This is a genomic window from Companilactobacillus sp. HBUAS59699 (assembly GCF_036913575.1).
In the GTDB taxonomy this organism is placed as follows: domain Bacteria; phylum Bacillota; class Bacilli; order Lactobacillales; family Lactobacillaceae; genus Companilactobacillus.
In genome coordinates this window covers 428,410-451,214 of the sequence record NZ_JAYKTV010000001.1, presented here as the reverse complement: position 1 = coordinate 451,214, position 22,805 = coordinate 428,410, and the positions used below count along the sequence as shown (strand labels likewise).

The window sequence follows — 22,805 nt, the reverse complement described above, 5'->3', positions numbered from 1 at the left end:
ATATGGCTGAAGATATAGTTTTTAAAGATCTAAATGATTGGATCGAGAATAGTAAAATGCCAAAGGGTAAGCGCAATGTGTTAAAAGCTGCCATCAAACTATTTTCAGAACAAGGGTATGATGGTACGGCAACGGCACAGATAGCTGAAGAATCGGGCATGAGTCAGGCAACTATTTTTAAGTATTTTAAGACAAAAAATATTTTGCTTAAGTCGATCGTTGAACCGGTAATCACAAATTTACTGCCATCTTATGGGAATAAGTTTATTACGAATGTCTCAAATCATAGTACAAGTTTGGAACAAATGGTTCACTTCATTATTCGAGATAGATTTGATTTTTTGGTTAATAACAAGAGTGTTGTTCTTATTATTATTTCTGAATTGTTAGTTAATGACGATGTTAGAGAGATGGCAATGGAATTCGTTAATGACAAGAAGGAACAGTTTGTCGATGTTGTTTGGGCGGCTATGAAGGACACTGGTGAATTGAGGGATGATGTTGATCTACTATATGTACTTCGTACGATTGCCAGTCAATTGATCTTTTATTTTATTCAAACACAAAAGCTGATTCCTGCTACGACAGATGAACAAATCGATAAGGAATTGACTAAAATTGAAACCGGGGTTATTCGTGCTATCTCCAAATAATATTTCTTAGTTTGCGGGTTCGCAATATCGTGATATGCTAGTAAATGTACTTTTAAATTGAGGAGCATTCAAATTGGATTCGCAGTCAGTCTTAAAAGATGTCTTTGGATATGACCATTTTCGTCCAGGACAACGTAAAATTATCGATCACGTATTGAATGGGGATCGAACATTAGGAATTATGCCAACAGGTGGCGGTAAGTCAGTTTGCTATCAACTTCCAGCAATTATGTTTTCAGGATTAACCTTAGTTGTTTCTCCACTGATTTCATTAATGAAGGATCAGGTTGATAGTTTGAATGAAATGAACATACCAGCTACTTTTGTTAATAGTACCTTGGATTATCGTGATCAAGAAGAACGAATGCGATACATTGAATCTGGTGCAGTAAAACTGTTATATGCTGCTCCAGAGCGAATTGAGAATCCTGAGTTTTACAGTTGGCTGAGTCAGTTACCAATTGACTTAGTAGCGATCGACGAAGCTCATGTATTGTCTTCATGGGGCCACGATTTTAGACCCAGTTACTTGAATATCATTGATCCACTTAATAATCTTCCCAGTCAACCGGCTTGGTTGGCTTTGACAGCAACGGCAACTAGTCGTGTTCAGGAGGATTTGGTCAAAATATTAGATATACCTAGCAATAACATAGTTAAAACTGGATTTGCTAGAGACAATATCGCTTTGAAGATCGAACGAGGCGTCAGCAAATTGCCTTATGTACTCAATTATGTTAAATCACACAAAAATGAATCGGGAATTATTTATGCTGGTCGACGTAAAGATGTCGATACGATCTATGAGTATTTGAATGATCATGGAATTAAGGCTGGACGCTACCACGCAGGTTTAGACGATGAGGAACGTCATCAGCAACAAGAGGATTTCTTATTCGACGAGGTTAATGTAATTGTCGCTACGAATGCGTTTGGTATGGGTATCAACAAGACTAACGTACGGTATGTGATCCATTTTACGATACCTGGTACAATTGAAAGCTACTATCAAGAAGTAGGTAGGGCAGGGCGTGATGGATTGCCTGCAGAGGCCATTTTGTTATATACGCCAGCTGATTTAAGATTGCATCGATTCTTTATTGAACAATCAGAAGCTGATGACGATTATAAGCGAAGTTTATCCGAAAAACTTCGTGAAATGAACCAATATGCAATGACAGAAGTTTGTTTGATGCGATATATCTTACGGTATTTCGGTGAAATAACAGAAGAGAATTGTGGTCATTGCTCCAACTGCTTGGATAATCGTGAAGCAACCGATGTAACTGATGATTCTCAAAAAGTTCTGAGCTGTGTGGTGAGAATGGATCAGAAGTACGGTAAGAAGACAGTCGGCAGAGTGTTAGCGGGGAAGGCCGATGTTGCTAATGATTGGCGTAACTTTGGTAAGATTTCGACATTTGGATTGCTGCACGATTGGACTTTAAAATCTATCAATGAGTTTATTGAGTATTTGACAGCTAATGGTTATCTGATGACTACTAGCGGACAATATCCTTTATTACGATTGACCAAAAAGGGTGCACAAGTACTTAAAGGACAAGCAACGGTTGCACGTAAAACAGTTACTATTCGTGTTGATCAGGTTAAGGAAATCGCTAATGATGGCACTTATGATGCAAAACTATTCGAACGTCTAAGGAAATTACGCTTAGATATTGCACATGCACAAGATTTACCACCATTCGTTATTTTCTCCGATAAGTCTCTAAGAGACATGTCACAAAAAATGCCTGAAAACGCCAATGAATTTTTGGCGGTCAACGGTGTTGGTAATGCTAAATTAGAACGTTATGGTGAACGTTTCATCGAATTGATCAAAACATACAAAAATGAAACAAATGAAATTCAAAATACTTAAAGTAAATTTAGAAAAGATCAGGTCTTAAACCTGATTTTTTTTGTACCTGAAAATAGTTTGATCATTCTATCGTGAAATTAAATGTTTTACGAAAACATAAAACAAAAAATAACCAAAATTGACCAAACGTCCGAGTACCTCTATACTTTTAACTGAAATGAGATGAAAAAATGACTAGAATCGCACTATTATCAGATATTCACGGTGATATCACAGCCTTACAGGCTGTCGTGAAAGATCTGCAAAAGGAAAATATTAAAGAATCATGGTACCTTGGTGATCTATTAATGCCTGGCCCAGGTACAAATGAACTATTTGAAATGTTGGAATCTGTTAACACCACTGTGTTGTTACGCGGAAATTGGGATAATTTCTTATTTGAGGACGTCAGCAAGCTTACTGAACGTGACTTACAAGACCCTGTGACACCATATATACTAATGCTGATGAAATATACCTTGAATAAAACCAAGAAGCAGTATCTTGATAAACTTAAGGCTGCACCGATATATAAAGAACTTAATCTTAATGGCAGCAACATATTACTTACACATAATACAAAAGAACGCAATTTTGGTCATGAATTATTACCATATCAACCAGAGGCGCATTTTGACGACCTGTTCGCCGATTCAGACTATGACTTGGTCGTATACGGCCATACACACCACCAGATAATGCGTACTAGCAGCAAAGATCAATTAGTTATTAATCCAGGATCAATTGGACAACCATACACTGAATGGCATAAATTTAGATCTGACAGACGAGCTCAGTACGCAATCATTGATGTCGATGAATATGGTTATGCTGATATAGAGTTTAAAAAGGTTTCTTATGATGTTGATCATGAACTAGATCTAGCTAAACAAATGGACTTACCATATATTGAACTCTATAAGAAACTGTTTACAGAAGGAATTGCATACACACATAATCAGCCGGAATTAAAAAAGTATATGGAGAAACATGATTACAAGTCTCAAGCAATGAAATTTTATCATCAATTAATGAATTTTGAATAAGTAGCTTATTTGCTGCTTTAAAATGTCACTTCGTATAATATATATTATGTAACCTTAGATATAAAAGTCAGTAATTTGTTTCAAGAATGAGTATCTCCCATTCATTACTTCCTCATCACTTCGAATAATTTTATTTGCTAGTGAATTAAGAAAAAAGGTCTGAACATGTTTTAAGATGTTCAGGCCTTTTACTAACTAAGACTATAGATGAATAATTGAATATAATTTATCCTTTAGAGTAAATAACTTCTCGAAACCATCTGAATGATCATACAAGTTTGATAGATAATTTTTTGCTAATTATTCATCGTATCTTATTCAAGTTGACTCTGTTAATGAAATCAATATTTCTTGAATTAGCTGTATTTATCTTGTCTAAGATGCCATTAGACATAAGATACAGTGTTTTTTGAAATGATTTATAATCTTTAACGCCTATTATGACCAGCACTATTTTTTTTAGTTTTTCCAATTACTCCAATTGGCTTTGAATTTTCATTAGCCGATTTAATTATTTGTAAAAATTTTTTCATGCTTGAGATGGGTTAGTCATTCTGCGTATCATTAAATTGTTTCCTGTCCTATCGGTACATCAGTAATATAGTGCTTTTATATTATTGATTGCTTTTTTTGCTGAGGCGGGTTATTTATTTTTGATTTTTATTTTTTTGTTGTATGTTTTCGTAAAACATATATTATAACTACGTTTTCAAAAATTTATTGTTTTTCTCAGAGCCTGTCGATCATCAATCGACAATTTTTTCATTTCATCTACCATTGCTGATTTGACGTTAATTGCATTTTTAACAACTAAAGTTTTACCAGCTTTAGTTAATGATATGATCAAAAACTTTTTGTTTTTCGTATCACGCTGTTTTTCGATGAATCCTTTTTCCCCTAATGCTGACAACGACCTACTTAGTTGAGACTTGGTTATCTTTAAAAAGTCCATTAAATCGGCCGGCTTGCATTGATGATGTTCTGATACCCAAATGACCATCAATATATCTATTTCTAGCTTAGTTATGTGTCTATCCTTCGCCCCTTCGTACATTTCCGACTGGATTGCTCGTGCCAGACGCACTGTTGTTTTAATAAATGTAAAAAAATCATCATTCTCGTTCATTTTTAGTTCCTCATTTTCCCCATAAAAAAAGAGATGTCTAATTAGTAGACATCTCTCAATAATATTAAATTTTGAGTAAATACTAAGCACCGGTTAAATCGGTTTTCATCAACCACGCGTTAGTACCGATACGATACATTTTAACGCCGTTAGCATTTGTAGAACGTCTATCTGTCTTCCACATAGTTCCTACAGGAACTCTTGTACCGGTTGCTGTACCATCATTGTTATAAATCATAGCATTATCAGTAGCAGTAACCACTGTACCGGCTAGGAAGCTAGCCCAAGGTGTAACATCGTCAGCAAGGACAAAGCCATTATTGCTTACATGATAAAAATATGAATTATCCATAATTGCAATAATATCTGAAGCCCAAGATGTATTGGCAGCTAGTGTCACATCAGTCTTATTACCGTATCTATCGTAGACAGATACAGGTGTGTTCTTAGTTGTCACACCACCACGTACATCAACGACATTGTATCCATCTCTGGCTTTATAGTCAGCGTTCTTACGTTTTGAATCTACTAAATCGTACTTGGATACATTAGCGTAGTCATTTTCATTCGTAAGGTAATAGCTGTACAAATCACTAGCAGCATATCTACTATGTGCTTCAGCATCATTTCCCATTTCTTGTGAGAAATAAACCATGCCGTTAGAACCAACACTAACACCAATACCAACGTAATTAATGTATGGATTCAACATATTCTTTCTGTGACCATAATTAGGCTGTGGATCATAATTTTCGCTATAAAATTCAGCTGTAATTTTTTGAGCAATCACAGTAGGATCTGTTGTTCCTAACATTGTAAAAGGCATTTGTGCAATGTTTTCTTCAGCATCTAAGTAATATGGATACATATTTGCTGAATTCCAGCCAGCATGGTCATCAACACCTGAAGAAGTGAAGCTATCAGTTCTAGCTTGTGCATACGTATTTAATACATTAACAGAAGTCAATGCAGTTAATCCGTTTTGAGCACGTAGACTGTTTAATTCCGTCAACATGGCGTTCTTCACAGCTGCTAAGTTGATGTCTTGAGCTGATTGAACGGTAGTAGTAGCTGTACCGTTAGTAGTTGCAGCGGTTGAACCTGTAGAATTAGACGCGTCGTTACTTGTTGCAGTCTCAGTATCTTTGACAACTTGATTGTCGCTGTCATTTTGGTTATTAGTTGCAGTGGATACTGCAGTGTCACTGTCAGCGGCAGTTGAAGTAGTGTCAGCTAATGCAACAGAGCCACCGAAACTAGTACTTAACAATACGCCGGTTGCTAAAAGTAAGGCTACTTTTTTCGTGTTAGAAAACATAATAATCCCCTTTTCTTCATGTATAGCTAAACTAATTTTACCTTAAATAAAAATTAAATAAAGACTTGATTATTAGTATTATTTTAAAACATTAGGACAAAATAAAAAAGCCTTACGGCCCTTATTATTAAGATTTATCAATATCACGCATCCAGGCGATTGCTAATGCGTCTTTTCCAAGGTGAGCACCAATAACAGGTCCAAAGTATGAGCGGTCAATTGTTAGATTAGGATATTCAACTTGTAATTGTTTGGCCCATTCATCACCAGATTTCTTGTCATCAGCGTCGATAACTAATAATCTGAGTGGTTCTTTGGATTTTATAACGGCTTGTTCTAGCTTTTCTTCGGCTTTTAGTTTAGCCTTTTTAAGGGAACGAACTTTGTCGTAAGCCACGATTTTGTGAGATTTATCATCAAATTCAAGTAGTGGCTTGATATTCAACATTGTACCGATAACTGCAGAAGTATTAGAGAGGCGTCCTCCCTTGACCAAATTCTTGAGATCATTAACAACGAATGATTCACCCATAGAATTTCTCAAAATATCAAGGCGATTGATTATTTCTTCTTTAGTCTTATTATTCTGAGCCATACGTGCTGCTTCTTGAACCATATAGCCCATGAGGCGTACAGTTATCCATGAGTCGTATACAGTAACGTCGATGCTATCAATTGTTTTAGCCGCTGTCTTAAGATTATTAACAAATCCAGAGATAGTGCTTGCTAAATGTATTGAAATTACGGTATCATAGCCTTCTTTAGCCAAGTTATCGTACAATTTCATCATTTCACCAATCGAAGGTTGAGCTGTTGAAGGGAGTTCTGGTGAATTTTGAAGTAATTCATAGAACTCTGATGTAGTAATATCAATATCTTCACGATAAGTTTTGTTATCAAATACTACCTCGATCGGTACTACTGTTATATTATTATATTTATCTACTATATCTTGCGGTAAGTATGATGTACTGTCTGTTACAATGGCTATTTTCATAAATTTATCAATTCCTTGTTTGCTTACGTATAATGATTGTATAACCATTAGATTATATCATATTCATTCAAGAAATTTTTAACACGATGAAAAAATCAAAATTTGTTTCAGAAATTATCAAATTATCTTGCATTAATTTTGCAAGATCAGAAAGGAATTATTTTATATGTCATTTGATGGAATGTTTACCCATGCAATGGTAAACGAATTAAATCAAAATTTAAAAGGCGGACGAATTGCAAAGATTCAACAACCTTTTGCCAACGAGTTGATCCTAACCGTTAGAAGTAATCGTAAGAACCAACAATTGTTGTTATCTGCACACCCCAGTTACGCTCGTGTACAAATAACCAAACAACCCTTTGCTAATCCAGCAAAGCCTTCAACTTTTGTAATGTCACTGAGAAAGTACATTACTAGTGCAATTGTTCAAGACATTCGTCAACTTAACAACGACCGTGTTGTTATGATTGATTTGAGTGCTAAGAACGAATTGGGAGATATCCATGAGTTTACACTAACTACTGAAATAATGGCTCGACACAGCAATATTTTCTTGATCAGCAAAGAAACTGGTAAGATCGTCGACCTAATTAAACGAGTTTCACCAGAAAACAATAGCTTTCGTGGCCTACTACCCGGTGATGACTACAAGTTGCCACCTGCACAAAACAAAGCTAATCCATTTTTAGCGAATCCTACAGATTTTGAAGGATTAAACGAGGCGAAGGATATCCGTCAAAAATTCGAAGGAATCGGTATCGATACTTCAAATGAAATGGCCGCTACCGACAACACCCCTGAATTCATCAAACAATACGATACCGACATTCAACCTAATACTGCTAAGATGAATTCAAACAAGAAGTTAGGTTACATGCCTATCCTCTTCCCTAATACATCTGAAATGGTCAATTCCTACCCTACCCTCAGTGATCTCTTGGACAGTTATTACATCGATCGTGCTAGAATCGACCGTATCGAACAACAGACCAAGTCGATCACTAATCGATTAGATATTATTTTGAAAAAAGATAAGTCGAAAGTTAAAAAGCTCAACAAGCAATTAGCACAAACTAAAATCATGGACGAATACAATTTGTATGGTGAATTGTTAACAACTTACATGTCACAGGTAAAACGTGGCTCTAAGTCGATCACTCTTACAAATTATTACAATAACGAAGAAGTTACTATCAAGCTCAATCCTGAATTATCGCCTTCCGAAAACGCCCAAAGATATTATAAGAAGTATCGTAAACTTCAGAATTCTATTCCGCACATTAACGAACAGTTAGAAATCACCACTAACGAAGTTAACTATCTTGAATCTGTCTTAGCATCACTAGAATATGTTGATATTGAAGATGTTGATGGAATCATCGAAGAACTGATCGACTCTGGATATATCAAAAAGCGTAAGAAGAACGCCCGTAAGAAACGTAAGAAGAAGATCGGTGAACCATTTGAAACTACAAATGGTATAGAAGTGGTCGTCGGTAAGAATAATCTTGAAAATGATCAATTGACGATGAAACTGTCACAAAAGAATCATTATTGGTTCCACGTCAAAGGCATCCCTGGTTCACACGTCATCTTGAAATCCAGTGATCCCGATGAACAATCAATTACCGAAGCAGCTACGATCGCTGCATACTACTCTAAAGCACGTGATTCATCAAAGGTTCCCGTTGATTACTTACAAATCAGAAATATTCGTAAACCTAATGGTGCTAAACCTGGTTTCGTAATTTTTGAAGGGCAAAAGACAATCCTGGTTGATCCAAACCGAGAACTTGTCAGCAAACTAAAAGAAGACTAGCCACATGGCTAATCTTCTTTTTTATTGATCAATTTTGAAAGTTGTTCTTTGGTATCTTCAAAATTCAATAAATTATATTTCTTATCATCAATCGTCAATAAATAACGACTATCTTGATTATTAAATATTTCTTCTAGTGTCTTATTATCCTCGATCTTATTACCAAGAATCAATTTTACCAGCGTGTCGATCACATGCACTGAACTTGCTAATTCATGACGAATGATATCATCAGTCATCCCTTCAAAGGACTTAGTAACGACCCAGTGATCATTGCTCTTAACAAATTCAAAGTTAAAGACATTCACTTCTTGATTTTCTTCTAGTTCTTGATCGATCAACTTAGAAATAGCACTACGATCTTCAACGGGTAAGAAATTATTATAAGAACTTATCTCAAATGAATGTCCGTCACTTTCCTTACGATAAATAACTGAAGGAACTAGATAATTGTTACCGTCAGTGACAACCATCGTACGCAACGATATTTCACCAGGCATATCGATATTCTTCAGTTGCTTAGCATTGATCTGGAAGACGTCGTCTGCTTGGTCAGCATCTGCCATATGTCTTGAAAAATCAATTATCTTAAAAATACTATCTTCAGGTATCAAGCCAAGAGATTTCATCTCCATATACGGATCATCTATCTCAATGATATTTTCTCGCAGTGACAATGGCGACGTCCATGGCTCACGACCGATCACAATAGCTTCTAATCCATTCTGAGCAATCGACTCAACTAATTGCATTAACACGAACTGTCGTACCATGATATCGGTTTTTGAAGTGATTATCGGTGATCTAACAATGATCTTGTTCTTATCATTTAGCTTCAAGTCACTACTGATCCCCGCCGTAACGAAGAAGTTCTGATTGTTATAGTTTTTGTTAGAAACAGAGATCGAACGTTTGCTTTTGACCACTGTCTTGGTAACTATATCATCACTATCCAATAATAACTTACTCTGACCGACACCTTTGACACCCATTTCAACTAAGCGCTCGATATTTTCAGTACTTATCTCATTATTATCGATAAGCTTCTTCATCTCGATCAGATTCTTTAATACCGTCAAATAAGGCATATTGATGCCAGTTATTTCTGATAATACTGGCATTTCGAATTTTCTTCTCAGAGCTTCCATTAAAACATCCAACATCCAATTAGTTGGATGAATAATCTTCTCAAATAACTCATCATCATCAAGTTTCTGCAATACTGCTCGTCTCTGTGAATTATGATTCAATTTGTCATTCAAAGCACCTTTGTTAAATACTTCTTCAATACTGAAGCCATTAACAACAATACTTGAATCTGAAGTTTTGCTTGGTCCTAAATATTTTGGGCCCGAATGAGACCATTGTGGGAAACGTGAAGTTATATGATCAACAAATGGTTCTGAAGCACCATTAAAACCACGTCCTCCGTCTAATTGCAACTTGTCCAAACGATAGCCTAGACTCAACTCGACCACAGCTGTCGCAATCGGATAACTTGTAGCATATTCCAAAAACTTAGTCTCCTCACTCAGTCGAGGTATGAACTCAGTGATGAAATATTCATTGGTCTTATGATTGTAAGCAAAGTGAACGGTACAGACACCGATAATATCGAAGGCCTGTGCCAATTTCAGCGAGGCCGTCCGCATCTTCTGCAATTTAGAATCGTTCAAAGAGATAGCTGGTGAGATCAAGTTAGAATCCAAATGATGAATACCGATTGGTTCAATATCCTCAATCGTTCCAATCAAAGCAGAATTATCAAACTTATCACGCACGACAGTAAAGGAATATTCACTGAATCCTCGAATACTGCGTTCGATTTCGATCCTAGAATCCTCAATGTCTTCTAACGCCATAAAGTTATCCAGTTCGAACAAATTATTAATATTAGTCCAGCCACTTGAATGACGATTTGAATAACGTCTACGAGCAATAATTGGAAAGCCGATCGAACGAATAAAACTGTAGATCTCCTTCTCATCATCTGACGAGACGAAGTTGATCACTGGTAAATCATTGTCGGTCAGTTTCTTGATAAACAATTCTCGCTTAAAGGTAGCTAGTGAAGCCATGTAATTAGAACCTAAGATCTTCACACTGCCTATCTTGCCGTTCAAGCTAGAGACGATACCTAACGCATTACGATCACCAACTGTTGGTAAAATTGCATCAGGGTGAAATTGTTGTACATATTGAAGCACATGTTCACCAGTAACTCTTTGGACCACAATCCGGTCAAAGAACTTACCTGATGACAATAATGAAGTTGGATCCTCAACAATCACGGAAGTTTTATATCCCAGCTGATGTAGAATTTCGACAGTATCATACATTGCTGTTGATAGGTCAACATTTTTGTCACTAGTCGTTGGACCAATAACTAATATACTATGCGGTTCATTTTCTACCACTGATCAATACCTCCATCCTGAAACTTAACAGAATCAATTAAGTCAATAAATTCATCAAAAACATAATAACCATCATTAGGTCCCGGTGCAGCTTCTGGCTCAAACAGTACACACATGATCGGTAAATATTCGTGACGAATACCTTCAATACTTCCGTCAGCAACACAAATATTCGTCACGATGAAGTCAGACGACCCAATGTACTTTTCGTCTATCGTGTACGAATGATTGTGGTTCACGAAGTCGATTTTGCCACTGGCAACTTCCTTGACGGCTAGTGAAGACTCATGATGTGGTTGATCTAATTTGATGATCTTGCAATCATTAGCCAAAGCTATCAACAAATTACCTAATCCGATACCAAGGATCGGATATCTCTTCTGTAATACCTTAATCGTCTTGATCGTCTGAGGTATATCACTCGGAGAACCGGGGCCGTTAGAAAAGATGATCCCATCAGGATGCAAGTTTTCGATTTCTTCTGGTGTGGCATTGTAGTTCACTATGACTGAATTACAATCACGATAGGATAATTGACGTAAGATCGAATACTTCAATCCCAGATCAACTACGACAATTTTTATTCCCATATTGGGATTAGGATAAGACTGCTTAGTAGAAACACGTTTAACTAAATCTGGAGGTAAGACCAAAGCTTTGATTTGATCGATCGCATGCTCATCGTGAGTATCCATAATGCTAGCCTTCATCTCACCGTGTTCAGCGATATGTTTCGACAAAGCACGTATGTCAACATTCTTGATACCGGGAATTCCCAAACTGGCGATCCAATCACCGAATGAAACTGATCCATCGATTGTTGTGTGACTAGATGAACCAATGACTACACCTTTACACTGCGAATTGATAGACTCATAAAAATCACGATTAATACCTGAACTGCCAATTGACGGTATCGTAAAAGCCAGTATTTGGCCTTCAGCGTCAGGATCTGTAACTGATTGTTCAATACCGGTACGATTGTTTGAAATTATTAATTGTCCAGTTGTGATAATGGAAGAACCAAAACCAACACCTGGGAAAACTGTGCCATCTTCTAAAATTAAATAACGCTTCATTTAAAGCAACTCCTAAAATAATTGATCAGCAGTTAAGTACTGATAATTACTCGATTTCGATCTTATCTTCACCATCGATTTCCTTCATAGAAACCTTGATCTTTTCTTTTTGAGAAGTAGGAATGTTCTTACCAACAAAGTCCGCGCGGATCGGTAATTCGCGATGACCACGATCAACTAGAACTGCTAATGAGATTTTTTTAGGACGACCCACGCTCATTAAGGCATCCATAGCTGCGCGAATGGTTCTACCAGTGTACAAAACATCATCAGTCAAAATAACGTGCTTATTGTTGATATCAATACCCAATGGTTGTGGTTCAACATCTGCCGGATTCTTCTCCTCGTGTGTAACGTCATCCCTATAAGGGGTAATATCTAGTTCCGCAACGGGAATGCTAATATTCTCCAATTGCTTCAAACGTGATTCGATGCGGTGAGCAACATAAACGCCGCGAGTCTTAATACCTACTAATACTAAATCATCAATTCCCTTATTTCGTTCAATAATTTCATATGTAATACGAGTTAATGCTCGTGTCATTGTTTGTCCGTCAATTATCTCTTTAGCCATTACAACGTTCTCCTCTTCTTTAAAAAAGGCACTCACAACGTGAGCGCCTTAATTTATTTCTCACTGTATTAAATTCTAACTAAATTTATACTAGAGTACAATGTCAAAGCTTGTTAGTACGCAACTTTTCCAAAGTTTCTTTGAATATCTCTGGTGGTTCAACAGAGAATTCCATCCATTTGTGAGTTCTAGGGTGTTCAAATCCTAACGTTTCAGCATGAAGAAATTGTCCATTACCAGCTAAGGTATTCTTAGGCGCATACAATGGATCTCCTGCAACAGGGTGACCAATGTATTGCATATGTACTCTGATTTGATGAGTACGACCAGTTTCTAATTTAAGTTTCAAAAGTGAGTAGTTTTCAAATTGTTCCAACACCGTAAAGTGTGTTACTGCGTGCCGACCATCATCGACGACAGCTTGCTTTTTGCGATCGCTTTTTGAACGACCTAACGGTGCATTGATCTTTCCATTAACTTCCTTGAAGTTACCATGCACGATGGCGAGGTATTCACGTAAGTTAGTCTTCTCTTTTAATTGTTTCATCAAAGATTGCTTTGCTAAATTGTTCTTAGCAATCATCAACAATCCAGAAGTATCCTTATCGATCCGATGAACGATTCCCGGTCTGATCATGTCGTCATCGTTGATCTTGCTATGATACAAGATTGCATTAACGAGCGTACCATCACGATGACCAGCAGCCGGATGTACCACCATACCCTGAGGCTTGTTTACGACCAAAACATCTTCGTCTTCATAAACAACATCGATAGGAATATCTTGTGGAATAGCCTCGATCGGCTTCTCTTCTGGTACGGTAATATTGATTTTATCACCTGACGCCAACTTCATTCCTGTTTTGGTTGCAGATTCTCCGTTGACTAAAATATTACCGTCCTTGATAAATTTTTGAATTTGCGAACGTGTTAAATCGTCCAAACTGTCGTTCACAAAACTGTCTAATCTAGTTTTCTTTGTACCTTCAAATACTAAATTTATGGGATTATTTGCTATGTTTTTCACCCTCCGTCATAAATATCAATGAAATAATTATAAGTATTACTCCTATTGTAATATATGTATCAGCTAAATTAAAAATTGGAAAATTAACGAAATCAAAACTAAACATATCTACAACAAAATGTCTTGTAAAACGATCGATCGCATTTCCAATTGTTCCAGCTAATAAGAATAACAGAGAAAAGCGATAAATATAATCTTTTTTATCAGATTTGATGAACAAATAAAGTAAAATGACGACCGCGACGATAGTAACTATATAAAAGAAGAACATTTTTCCTTCTAACATACTCCACGCTGCACCAGTATTTGTAATATGAGTCAATGACAAAATACCAGGTATGAATTCGTGAAAAGTCATCGTAGGGATGTTGGCAACTACATAATACTTCAAAGCTTGATCACCGATAATTAAGGCTATGAAAAGAACGACATACACTATTGGCACTAGAATAACCCGCTAATTCTGCCATCATTATCAACATCCATGTTTAATGCGGCTGGTTCTTTTGGTAGTCCGGGCATCGTCAAGATACTACCAGTAAGTACGACAATGAATCCAGCACCTAACTTCGGAACGATCTCTTTAACGTGCAAAGTGAAATCTCTTGGACTGCCTAATTTTTTAGGATCATCACTCAATGAATATTGAGTCTTAGCAATACAAATTGGTAAATCATCCCAAACATTATCCTTTAATGTTTGTAATTGACGTTGAGCCTTAGGACTGTATTCAACATTGTTAGCTCCATAGATCTCAGAAGCAATCGTATCGATTTTTTCAACTGTTGGTTGAGCATCTTCATACAAACGGGTGTAATTGGCATCTTTGTCAGCAGCTCTAACGACCATCTTAGCCAAATCAAGTCCACCCTTGCTACCGTTATGATGTATGTCAGCAACTGAAACTTCAACACCTAATTCATCGCACAATGTTTGTAGTAGTTTGATCTCATTATCAGTATCAGTCGCAAATTTATTAATCGCAACGACTACTGGAACATGATAATAACGCATGTTTTGTACATGACGACGCAAGTTCTTGAATCCTAAGTTCAAAGCATTCAAATCTTCATTTTCTAGGTTCTTCAAGGCTTGCCCACCGTTATATTTCAAAGCACGGATCGTAGCAACGACGACGACCGCATTAGGAGCATGATTCAATTTTGGTGTGACGATATCCATGAACTTCTCACCACCAAGATCAGCACCAAAGCCAGCTTCAGTAATTGTATAGTCACCTAACTTCATTGCTAACTTGGTTGCCAAGATACTATTACAGCCGTGAGCAATATTTGCGAAAGGCCCACCGTGCACAATAGCGGGTGTATTCTCCAAAGTCTGAACCAAGTTAGGCTTCAAAGCATCCTTCAATAACATTGCTATGGCACCTTCAACGCGTAAGTCACGGACATATATCGGCTTCTTATCGTAAGTATAGGCGATCAAGATATTAGCAATGCGTTCCTTCAAGTCATCGATATCTTGTGACAGACACAAGATTGCCATCAATTCACTGGCCACGGTGATCTCAAAATGATCTTGTCTAGGGATCGAATTGGCAGGACCACCTAAACCGACAGTAATGCTGCGTAAAGCCCGATCGTTGATATCTAAGGCACGCTTCCAAATAATACGTCGAGGATCAATATTCAATTGATTACCTTGATGTAAATGGTTATCGATCAAAGCAGCTAATGTATTGGTTGCACTAGTCAAGGCGTGCATATCACCGGTGAAATGAAGATTAATATCTTCCATAGGAACAACTTGGGCATAACCACCACCAGTAGCACCACCTTTCATCCCCATCACAGGTCCTAGAGATGGCTCACGTAAAGCCAAGATCGACTTTTTACCAATCGCTTGCAAGGAATCAGCTAATCCAATAGCAACTGTTGACTTTCCTTCACCAGCAGGTGTGGGATTGATCGAAGTAACTAAGATAAGCTTACCGTCGTCTTTTTTCATCGCTTTACGAATTCCACTTGCTGAAATTTTAGCCTTGAAATGACCGTATGGTTCAATATCTTTTGACTCTAAGCCTAATTTACTGGCAATTTCACCAATATCTTTCATTTTATCGTGCTCATTGATCTGAGCTATTTCAATATCACTTGGAAATGACATTTTCATCACCCACTTCTTTCTTAATTCCCCTTAAAATCTTCTTAGTTGAAGTAATCTTCAACGGAAAATAATCATGATTCTCAAAAACAAATTCAAGCGTCCATTCACTGTCATTTTTAAGCAATACATCAGATTGATTAAAAACTCTTGCCTTATAATAGTTAGGTTCTTTGATAATGATTTGCCCATTATCAAACTTTACCCAAGAATTAGTTATAATATAAATTACTAGGATGATTCCTAAGATCCACGCTAAAAAGGGAATAATACTGAAGCTAAATACTTCCAGCTGTAAAACCACTCCTAAGCATAAAATACTCAAAGCGAGCGACCACATAATAATTCCCCATGAACCCGTGGGTTGAACGAAATACTTCTTTGACATAATTACTCCTGAAAGGTTTTTAATAAGATGATTAAATTGTACACCGACGCAGGTTTAAATTCTAATTTAAATCTTGCCGCTACCGCCTATGTTATAAAATACAATGACCAAACAATCAAACGTGTTCAGCCTCAAAAGCCAGATGACAATCATTACCTTGAGTTTCTGGCACTGAATTTGGCATTAGCTGACCTAATAGAACGTCACTGGGATGACGATATACTCTTCATTCATTCCGATAGTAAAATTTTAACAGATAGTATCGACAAAAAGTATTCCAAACATTACCAAATGATTTTAGATAAAATATTAAAACAGCTCACAAGCTTTTCTTCATACTTTGTGAAACATATCTCAGACAAAGATAATCGAGCCGCTCACAGCTTAGTACATAATGAATTAATAAAATTGCGCAAGTGAGTGTTTTTGGATGTTTTATTTGTGAAAACTGTGATACTATTAAATCGCTTACAAAAATAATCGAGGGGGCTTTTTAATGTATTACGTTGTAATGAAGGACCGAGATATTCGTGATAACTTGGCCACAGAACAATATTTAATGAACAACGTGGAATTTGATGAACCACTTGTTCTCTTCTATATTGAGGGACCATGTATCATCGTTGGTCGTAACCAAAATACAATGGAAGAAATTAATCCTGATTATATTAAGGATCACAACATCACTGTAACTCGTCGTCTATCCGGTGGTGGAGCTGTTTATCAAGATCTTGGTAATCTATGCTTCAGTTTCATGGTCGATTCAGATGATAAGAACTTTGGTGATTTCAAATCATTCACACAACCTATTATTGATGCTTTGCATCAAATGGGTGCAACTACTGCTGAAGTTTCTGGTAGAAACGACTTGCTGGTCGATGGTAAGAAGTTCTCCGGTAACGCTATGTACTCAAGAAATGGCAAAACATTCTCACACGGTACTTTATCATTAGATGTTGATCTTGACGTCCTAACAAAAGCCTTACACGTTCAAAAAGATAAGATTGCATCTAAAGGTATCAAGTCGATCAGAAGTCGTGTAACTAATGTGCGTCCTTACCTTGCTAAGGAATATCAAGACCTAACAACTGAGCAATTCCGTGACAAACTATTATTGGAATTATTCCACGCTAACTCACTTGACGAGATCAAGGAACATGAATACGTCGTAACACCAGAAGATCAAAAAGAAATCGATAAGATCAAAGAAAAGTATTACTACAATTGGGACTGGGTTTACGGTAAATCACCTGAATTCACTGCCAAACAAAGAAAACACTTCGACATGGGTACGGTTGATGTTCGTTACAATGTTGTTGACGGTAAGATCGAAGATGTACAAATCTACGGTGACTACTTCGGTATGAAAGATGTTACAGATATTAAAAACAAATTATTAAATACTAAGTTCGATCGTGACGATATTCTTGCAGTTCTCGATAAATTCAATTTGGACGACTACTTCAAGGGCATCCCTCAAGATGAATTGTTGAACTTGTTTACTCCATAAAATATAACAAACTGATGTTTATGAGGAATCAAAATTCGACCGAATTTTGATTCCTTTTTCGTTACAATAAAAAAATCCCCTTGCCTTAATAGCAAGAGGATTGTTAATAAATAAATTACAAATTCTGACCTTTTTCCCAAGTTGTCTTAGAAAGCATTAATCCTTGTTTGACTACTTGATCAAATAACTTATGTGTCCGACTTGAAACTTCTGCTGCTGTCTTCAAATTACTGTCAGTTAAGAAATCTGAAATATTGTCAGTCGAATCAACGACCGCCTTGTCACTCTCTTCCAAACGTTGACGAGCATATGACTGACAACCATCCAAATATGCGTGAATCATATCTGAATACTCATGATAATGTGGCTCGATCATTACAGAAAGTGTCTTCTCTAGCCAGTAAACATTATTGATATCGACATCATTCGTTGTATTCTTGTAGTCCTCAGGTGTATCCGTAATGTTCGTGTAGAATGGTACATAAGGACTGTAAGCGAAGAATCCTAGTGACAACCATTGAACACCGGCGTGGTTAGCGTCAACGTCATTTCTAATTTGGAGGATCGATGAAGCTTGGTTACGATCCATTGCAATTGAACGGAATTGCTTTTGTTCAGCTGCAGTTCCTGAAGCAAAGGTACCGAATGGATCGAATTTTGTTCCATTGTAATGTGATGACAAGAAATATTCGACATCTTCAATAGCAATTTTTTTACTTGGTTTTCTTAACAATGGCATATCTTGAGCTGTTGGCTCTTGATCGATCTTAGGATTGAATAACTTTTGACCGTACCAAGTACGTGGTGTGTTGTAATAAGCATCAGCTTCACTCTGTGTACCAAAAATCTCACGGAAGTTGAAATGCTCTGGATCAGGATTCAAGTGGTGCTGCTCAACAAATTCGACTAGATCAGTTGCAATCAAGAAATTATCACTGTCGTTGAGGTCGATTTCTTGCATAACAGTTTGGTTAGGCACGATTGCATAAGTGTCTTCTGGAAGACGCATAGCTGCCCAGTGATGGCCACCAGCAGTCTCTAGTAACCAAATCTCGTCCTTATCATTGAAGGCGATACTGTTGCATTCGCCAGTACCATATTTTTCTAGTAAGGCACCCAGACGAGCGGCACCTTCTTTAGCGGTCTTAACGTATGGCAAAACTATCGTCAGCATCGCTTCTTCATCGATCCCATCATGAACTAATGGATCGTAACCTAAGACTCGAGCGTTGGTTGCTGTAGTCTCAGTTGAGCTCATCCCTACGTTGTATTCGTTGATACCAGCCTCTTCATACTGTCCATCACTTTGATCAGCCTGTGGTGTAGCAGTGTAACGATAAGCATGATCAGGTAACGGAACTTTTACGCCAGTAGTTATAGAGACATATTCAGCGTCTTTTTGATCTTTTGCTTCATGAGCAACAAACTTTATCGGATTGATTGGACCATAACCGTCTTCATTACGGGCGACAATAGTGGAACCATCCATACTAGCAGCTTTACCAACTAGAATTTCAGTACAATCAGAACTTGTATTTTTCATTTTCGTTCACTCCCTCTTTGATACATAGTATAAGATTAAAGTTAGTTCTATACTAGAGGAATTATTAGAAATATTATAATTTTTATTAAAGGAGCAATAACATGTATTTTTATCGTATGAAATCAAATGACATTCGCACCAATTTAGCGACTGAGCAATATTTAATGAACAATGTTGACTTTGATGAACCATTAGTTTTGTTCTATATTCAAAAACCTTGCATCATTGTCGGTCGTAATCAAAATACACTTGAAGAAGTTAACTCAGATTATGTAAAAGAACATGGCATCACAGTTACTCGACGGATCTCTGGTGGTGGTGCTGTCTATGATGACTTAGGTAATATTAGCTTTAGTTTCGTTGTTAATTCAGATAATGAAAACTTCGGTGACTTCAAAAAATTGACCGCTCCCATAATTGATGCTCTGCACGACATGGGGGCAACTACTGCTGATATTTCAGGTAGAAATGATCTATTAGTCGATGGTAAGAAGTTCTCTGGTAACGCCATGTATACGAAGAATAACAAGATGTTCTCACACGGCACACTTGCCTACGATGTGGATCTAGACGTCTTAACTAAGGCCTTGAACGTTCCCAAAGATAAGATTCAATCAAAGGGTATCAAATCCGTCAGATCAAGAGTTACTAATGTTAAACCCTACTTGAAAAAAGAGTTTCAAAATCTCACGACTGAAGAATTTCGTGATCGTTTGATCTTAGAATTGTTCCACGTCGATAATATGTCTGATATTACTGACAAGGAATATCAATTAACTGACCAAGATAAAGCTGCTATTCAAGAACTAAACGACAAGTACTACTTCAATTGGGATTGGATCTATGGCAAATCTCCTGACTATCAAGTAAAGAATCGCAAGCACTTTACTATGGGAACAGTTGATGTCAGATACAATGTCTCATCAGGTAAGATCAAGAATATCGATATATTCGGTGATTACTTTGGTGAAAAGGACTCTGACGACATCAAACATGCTTTGACAGGTCAAGAATTCAAGCATGATACGATAACCGATATTCTCAATAAGTTTGACTTGGACGAATACTTCAAGGGTATTCCCCATGACGAATTATTAAACCTCTTCGCAGCATAAAAAATAATCCTAACTACAATTATGAATAGTTAGGATTATTTTTTATGCTATTATTGTTCTCGAGGGAGAACAACTATGATAAATCGACAAACACTTAATCAAGACTTAACCTTGATCGATATTCATTCAAAGAAAAATTTGAGTGACAAAGATCGTACTGAATTGATCGAAAAGTATGACATAACTAACGAAATATTGGATTATGCAGATGATACCAACGAACGTGCCCGCTTAGAATTCGACGAGCACACGAATACTTTTTTAATCGTCTTCAATGTTCAAAGAGAGACTGCAAATGACGATGATACCACAGACAGCACCCTACCCGTCTCTTTTGCTATCAAGGATGATCAACTATTCTTATTTACTAACAATGATACTCACTATCTAAAGGACTACATTACTAAGGCTGATAATCACTTCACAGGCGACTTAGATGACCGTATATGGGAAATCATCTTCAATACCTTTGACCAGGTCTCAAGCGACTATAATGACCGCATGAGTGAGATCAATCAGAGTCGTAGTCGTATTCAAGAACACATTAAACATAGTCATTCTTCCAAGAATCAGATTTTGGAACTCGCTGGCTTAGAAGACTTGATCACTTATATCAGCACTGCTATCAATGGTAACTTCAATGTGGTCAAGCAAATCGAAATTATTTCAACTGGCAAAATTCAAAATATCAGTTTATCCAAGAAATCGAAAGAACATTTACACGATTCGATCATTGAAATTGAGCAGATCAGAGAACAAGCCAATATAACTTCTGATATTATCGATCGGGTCTCTAATACATACAATAATATTCTTAATAACCAAACAAATACGACCATGAAAATACTGACAGTTTACACAATTGTCTTAAGTATTCCCACGATCGTATCAGGGTTCTACGGTATGAATATGAAGTTGCCAGTTGCTGACAAGTGGTGGTCTTGGTTCTTCTCACTTATCGTAACGGCAGTTTTGATCTTGATGATTCTTTGGGATCTACATCGTAGAAACAGTCTTTAAATTAATGACGTCTTGTAGCCCAATATTGATAATAATCGGTTCTGATAGAACCGTTATATAGCTTACGTTTCTTAGTGGCTTTTTCACCATAATATTTTTCAAATTCCAAATCACTAGTTAGAATATATTTACTCCAAGTGGGAGCGGTCGAGAAGACTTCTCCCATTTCTTTGTATAGTTTTCTAACACCTTCCATATCACTCATACGTTGACCGTATGGAGGGTTGGCAATAATGACACCATCGTCGCCTTCGATCTTTAGATCTTTCAAGGCAATCTGTTTGAATTGAATATCATGTAAAACTCCAGCATCGTGGGCATTCAATTTAGCCACATCGATCATTGATCCATCGATATCACTCGCAAAGATATTTAAATCAACGTCTTTTTCTCCAGCTCTAGCTTCTTCTTTTAAGTTACTTAGGATCTTAGGATCAAACCAGTCAAAGTCCTCAAATAAGAAATGACGTTGGATACCAGGAGCGATATTTCTTGCCAAACGTGCAGCTTCGATGGCGATCGTACCAGAACCAGTCGTTGGATCGATGAATGGCATATTTGGATGCCAAACTGTTAATAGGATCATAGCGGCCGCAAAGTTTTCCTTCAAAGGAGCAGCACCGTGCTCAACACGATAGCCACGCTTATAAAGGGATGCTCCAGTAGTATCAAGGGTCACTTCCACTTCATCCTTATGAATACGAGTTTCAATTTGGAAAGTGGCACCTGATTCAGGCAATCTTCCGCGACGCATATAAATGTCCGCCATTTTGTTAACAATGGCCTTCTTTGTAATTGCTTGAATATCACGTTCGGAATGAAGCTTCGACTTAACCGTTCTTGCCTTGATTGGGAAGGCAGCGTTTAATGGCAACCATTGATCCCAATCGATTGCGTAAACTTTGTCAAAAAGTTCTTCAAAGGAAGTTGCTTTAAATGTACCGATCAAAATTTTTATTCTGTCGGCACTACGTAACCAAAGGTTTGCTTTTGCAATATCTTCGTATTCGCCATCAAAGTAAACTTTGCCATTTTCTGTTTGAGTCTCATAACCTAAATCTTGTAATTCACGTGCGGTTATAGCTTCAAAACCGCTTGACATTGTTGCAATTAATTTCATTTCTACCTCTTCATGAGTTAAATTTTTATACAAAAAAAGGACGAACAAGTCGTCCCTTACCTTAG

20 protein-coding genes are annotated in these 22,805 nt (G+C 37.0%); 8 read left to right on the top strand and 12 right to left on the bottom strand.

Annotated elements, in window-relative coordinates; all coding sequences use genetic code 11:
• Positions 1-2: 2 nt before the first annotated feature.
• The 3 genes from U8519_RS02290 to U8519_RS02280 all read left to right on the top strand — a co-directional run bounded on the left by U8519_RS02290 (position 3) and on the right by U8519_RS02280 (position 3,560).
• Positions 3-653: a TetR/AcrR family transcriptional regulator gene (locus U8519_RS02290; protein ID WP_334328708.1), complete on the top strand. Its 651-nt coding sequence runs from the start codon at positions 3-5 to the stop codon at positions 651-653.
• A 73-nt stretch (positions 654-726) separates the two neighbouring features.
• A complete protein-coding gene (gene recQ, locus U8519_RS02285) occupies positions 727-2,535 on the top strand; it encodes a DNA helicase RecQ (RefSeq protein ID WP_334328707.1) in 1,809 nt (602 codons plus the stop codon).
• A 170-nt stretch (positions 2,536-2,705) separates the two neighbouring features.
• On the top strand, positions 2,706-3,560 hold the full coding sequence (locus U8519_RS02280) for a metallophosphoesterase family protein (RefSeq protein WP_334328706.1): 855 nt from the start codon (positions 2,706-2,708) through the stop codon (positions 3,558-3,560).
• A 709-nt stretch (positions 3,561-4,269) separates the two neighbouring features.
• Here U8519_RS02280 and U8519_RS02275 read toward each other — a convergent pair.
• The 3 genes from U8519_RS02275 to U8519_RS02265 all read right to left on the bottom strand — a co-directional run bounded on the left by U8519_RS02275 (position 4,270) and on the right by U8519_RS02265 (position 7,001).
• On the bottom strand, positions 4,270-4,686 hold the full coding sequence (locus tag U8519_RS02275) for a MarR family winged helix-turn-helix transcriptional regulator (RefSeq protein WP_334328705.1): 417 nt from the start codon (positions 4,684-4,686) through the stop codon (positions 4,270-4,272).
• Positions 4,687-4,768: 82 nt separating this feature from the next.
• Complete coding sequence (locus U8519_RS02270) at positions 4,769-6,004, bottom strand: CAP domain-containing protein (protein WP_334328704.1); 1,236 nt, start codon at positions 6,002-6,004, stop codon at positions 4,769-4,771.
• A gap of 127 nt (positions 6,005-6,131) precedes the next feature.
• On the bottom strand, positions 6,132-7,001 hold the full coding sequence (locus U8519_RS02265) for a DegV family protein (RefSeq protein WP_334328703.1): 870 nt from the start codon (positions 6,999-7,001) through the stop codon (positions 6,132-6,134).
• Between the two features lie 166 nt (positions 7,002-7,167).
• Here U8519_RS02265 and U8519_RS02260 point away from each other — a divergent pair, with 166 nt between their 5' ends.
• Positions 7,168-8,823, top strand: a complete 1,656-nt coding sequence (locus U8519_RS02260; protein WP_334328702.1) for an Rqc2 family fibronectin-binding protein — start codon at positions 7,168-7,170, stop codon at positions 8,821-8,823.
• A gap of 8 nt (positions 8,824-8,831) precedes the next feature.
• Here the strand turns inward: U8519_RS02260 and U8519_RS02255 are convergent, their stop codons facing one another.
• The 7 genes from U8519_RS02255 to U8519_RS02225 form a co-directional block, all read right to left on the bottom strand.
• A complete protein-coding gene (locus U8519_RS02255; RefSeq protein ID WP_334328701.1) occupies positions 8,832-11,240 on the bottom strand; it encodes an ATP-binding protein in 2,409 nt (802 codons plus the stop codon).
• Positions 11,234-12,319, bottom strand: coding sequence for a carbamoyl phosphate synthase small subunit (locus U8519_RS02250; RefSeq protein ID WP_334328700.1), 1,086 nt, complete (start codon positions 12,317-12,319; stop codon positions 11,234-11,236). The genes U8519_RS02255 and U8519_RS02250 overlap by 7 nt, the downstream gene beginning before the upstream one ends.
• A 46-nt stretch (positions 12,320-12,365) precedes the next feature.
• Positions 12,366-12,893, bottom strand: a complete 528-nt coding sequence (gene pyrR, locus U8519_RS02245; RefSeq protein WP_125588899.1) for a bifunctional pyr operon transcriptional regulator/uracil phosphoribosyltransferase PyrR — start codon at positions 12,891-12,893, stop codon at positions 12,366-12,368.
• Between the two features lie 103 nt (positions 12,894-12,996).
• The gene (locus tag U8519_RS02240; protein WP_442892116.1) at positions 12,997-13,911 is read right to left on the bottom strand and encodes an RluA family pseudouridine synthase; all 915 of its coding nucleotides are present in this window, start codon (positions 13,909-13,911) and stop codon (positions 12,997-12,999) included.
• Positions 13,901-14,365 (bottom strand): signal peptidase II, encoded by a 465-nt coding sequence (gene lspA, locus U8519_RS02235; protein WP_334328698.1) that lies wholly within the window; start codon positions 14,363-14,365, stop codon positions 13,901-13,903. Before lspA ends, U8519_RS02240 begins: the two co-directional genes overlap by 11 nt.
• Positions 14,365-16,047 (bottom strand): formate--tetrahydrofolate ligase, encoded by a 1,683-nt coding sequence (locus U8519_RS02230; protein ID WP_334328697.1) that lies wholly within the window; start codon positions 16,045-16,047, stop codon positions 14,365-14,367. Before U8519_RS02230 ends, lspA begins: the two co-directional genes overlap by 1 nt.
• Positions 16,031-16,432, bottom strand: a complete 402-nt coding sequence (locus tag U8519_RS02225) for an EbsA family protein (RefSeq protein WP_334328696.1) — start codon at positions 16,430-16,432, stop codon at positions 16,031-16,033. The genes U8519_RS02230 and U8519_RS02225 overlap by 17 nt, the downstream gene beginning before the upstream one ends.
• A gap of 27 nt (positions 16,433-16,459) precedes the next feature.
• On the opposite strand from U8519_RS02225, the gene U8519_RS02220 reads away from it, so the two are divergent.
• Together U8519_RS02220 and U8519_RS02215 are read left to right on the top strand one after the other, a co-directional pair.
• The gene (locus U8519_RS02220) at positions 16,460-16,852 is read left to right on the top strand and encodes a reverse transcriptase-like protein (protein ID WP_334328695.1); all 393 of its coding nucleotides are present in this window, start codon (positions 16,460-16,462) and stop codon (positions 16,850-16,852) included.
• A 76-nt stretch (positions 16,853-16,928) separates the two neighbouring features.
• Positions 16,929-17,942 carry a lipoate--protein ligase gene (locus tag U8519_RS02215; protein ID WP_334328694.1) on the top strand — a complete coding sequence of 338 codons (1,014 nt, stop codon included), beginning with the start codon at positions 16,929-16,931 and terminating at the stop codon, positions 17,940-17,942.
• Positions 17,943-18,057: 115 nt separating this feature from the next.
• Here the strand turns inward: U8519_RS02215 and U8519_RS02210 are convergent, their stop codons facing one another.
• Complete coding sequence (locus tag U8519_RS02210) at positions 18,058-19,485, bottom strand: C69 family dipeptidase (RefSeq protein ID WP_334328693.1); 1,428 nt, start codon at positions 19,483-19,485, stop codon at positions 18,058-18,060.
• Positions 19,486-19,586: 101 nt separating this feature from the next.
• On the opposite strand from U8519_RS02210, the gene U8519_RS02205 reads away from it, so the two are divergent.
• Both U8519_RS02205 and U8519_RS02200 read left to right on the top strand, forming a co-directional pair.
• Entirely contained in the window at positions 19,587-20,600 is a 1,014-nt protein-coding gene (locus U8519_RS02205) for a lipoate--protein ligase (protein WP_334328692.1), read from the top strand.
• Between the two features lie 75 nt (positions 20,601-20,675).
• Positions 20,676-21,620, top strand: coding sequence for a magnesium transporter CorA family protein (locus tag U8519_RS02200; RefSeq protein WP_334328691.1), 945 nt, complete (start codon positions 20,676-20,678; stop codon positions 21,618-21,620).
• 1 nt (position 21,621) lies between these two features.
• Here U8519_RS02200 and U8519_RS02195 read toward each other — a convergent pair whose 3' ends face one another.
• A complete protein-coding gene (locus tag U8519_RS02195) occupies positions 21,622-22,740 on the bottom strand; it encodes a THUMP domain-containing class I SAM-dependent RNA methyltransferase (RefSeq protein WP_334328690.1) in 1,119 nt (372 codons plus the stop codon).
• Positions 22,741-22,805: the final 65 nt, after the last annotated feature.

Excerpts from the sequence above, each read along its gene's own strand:
- U8519_RS02290 (WP_334328708.1), top strand. The coding sequence starts at position 3 with ATGGCTGAAGATATAGTTTTTAAAGATCTAAATGATTGGATCGAGAAT.
- U8519_RS02280 (WP_334328706.1), top strand. The coding sequence starts at position 2,706 with ATGACTAGAATCGCACTATTATCAGATATTCACGGTGATATCACAGCC.
- U8519_RS02275 (WP_334328705.1), bottom strand. The coding sequence starts at position 4,686 with ATGAACGAGAATGATGATTTTTTTACATTTATTAAAACAACAGTGCGT.
- U8519_RS02270 (WP_334328704.1), bottom strand. The coding sequence starts at position 6,004 with ATGTTTTCTAACACGAAAAAAGTAGCCTTACTTTTAGCAACCGGCGTA.
- U8519_RS02265 (WP_334328703.1), bottom strand. The coding sequence starts at position 7,001 with ATGAAAATAGCCATTGTAACAGACAGTACATCATACTTACCGCAAGAT.
- U8519_RS02260 (WP_334328702.1), top strand. The coding sequence starts at position 7,168 with ATGTCATTTGATGGAATGTTTACCCATGCAATGGTAAACGAATTAAAT.
- U8519_RS02250 (WP_334328700.1), bottom strand. The coding sequence starts at position 12,319 with ATGAAGCGTTATTTAATTTTAGAAGATGGCACAGTTTTCCCAGGTGTT.
- pyrR (WP_125588899.1), bottom strand. The coding sequence starts at position 12,893 with ATGGCTAAAGAGATAATTGACGGACAAACAATGACACGAGCATTAACT.
- U8519_RS02230 (WP_334328697.1), bottom strand. The coding sequence starts at position 16,047 with ATGTCATTTCCAAGTGATATTGAAATAGCTCAGATCAATGAGCACGAT.
- U8519_RS02225 (WP_334328696.1), bottom strand. The coding sequence starts at position 16,432 with ATGTCAAAGAAGTATTTCGTTCAACCCACGGGTTCATGGGGAATTATT.
- U8519_RS02220 (WP_334328695.1), top strand. The coding sequence starts at position 16,460 with ATGATTAAATTGTACACCGACGCAGGTTTAAATTCTAATTTAAATCTT.
- U8519_RS02215 (WP_334328694.1), top strand. The coding sequence starts at position 16,929 with ATGTATTACGTTGTAATGAAGGACCGAGATATTCGTGATAACTTGGCC.
- U8519_RS02210 (WP_334328693.1), bottom strand. The coding sequence starts at position 19,485 with ATGAAAAATACAAGTTCTGATTGTACTGAAATTCTAGTTGGTAAAGCT.
- U8519_RS02205 (WP_334328692.1), top strand. The coding sequence starts at position 19,587 with ATGTATTTTTATCGTATGAAATCAAATGACATTCGCACCAATTTAGCG.
- U8519_RS02200 (WP_334328691.1), top strand. The coding sequence starts at position 20,676 with ATGATAAATCGACAAACACTTAATCAAGACTTAACCTTGATCGATATT.
- U8519_RS02195 (WP_334328690.1), bottom strand. The coding sequence starts at position 22,740 with ATGAAATTAATTGCAACAATGTCAAGCGGTTTTGAAGCTATAACCGCA.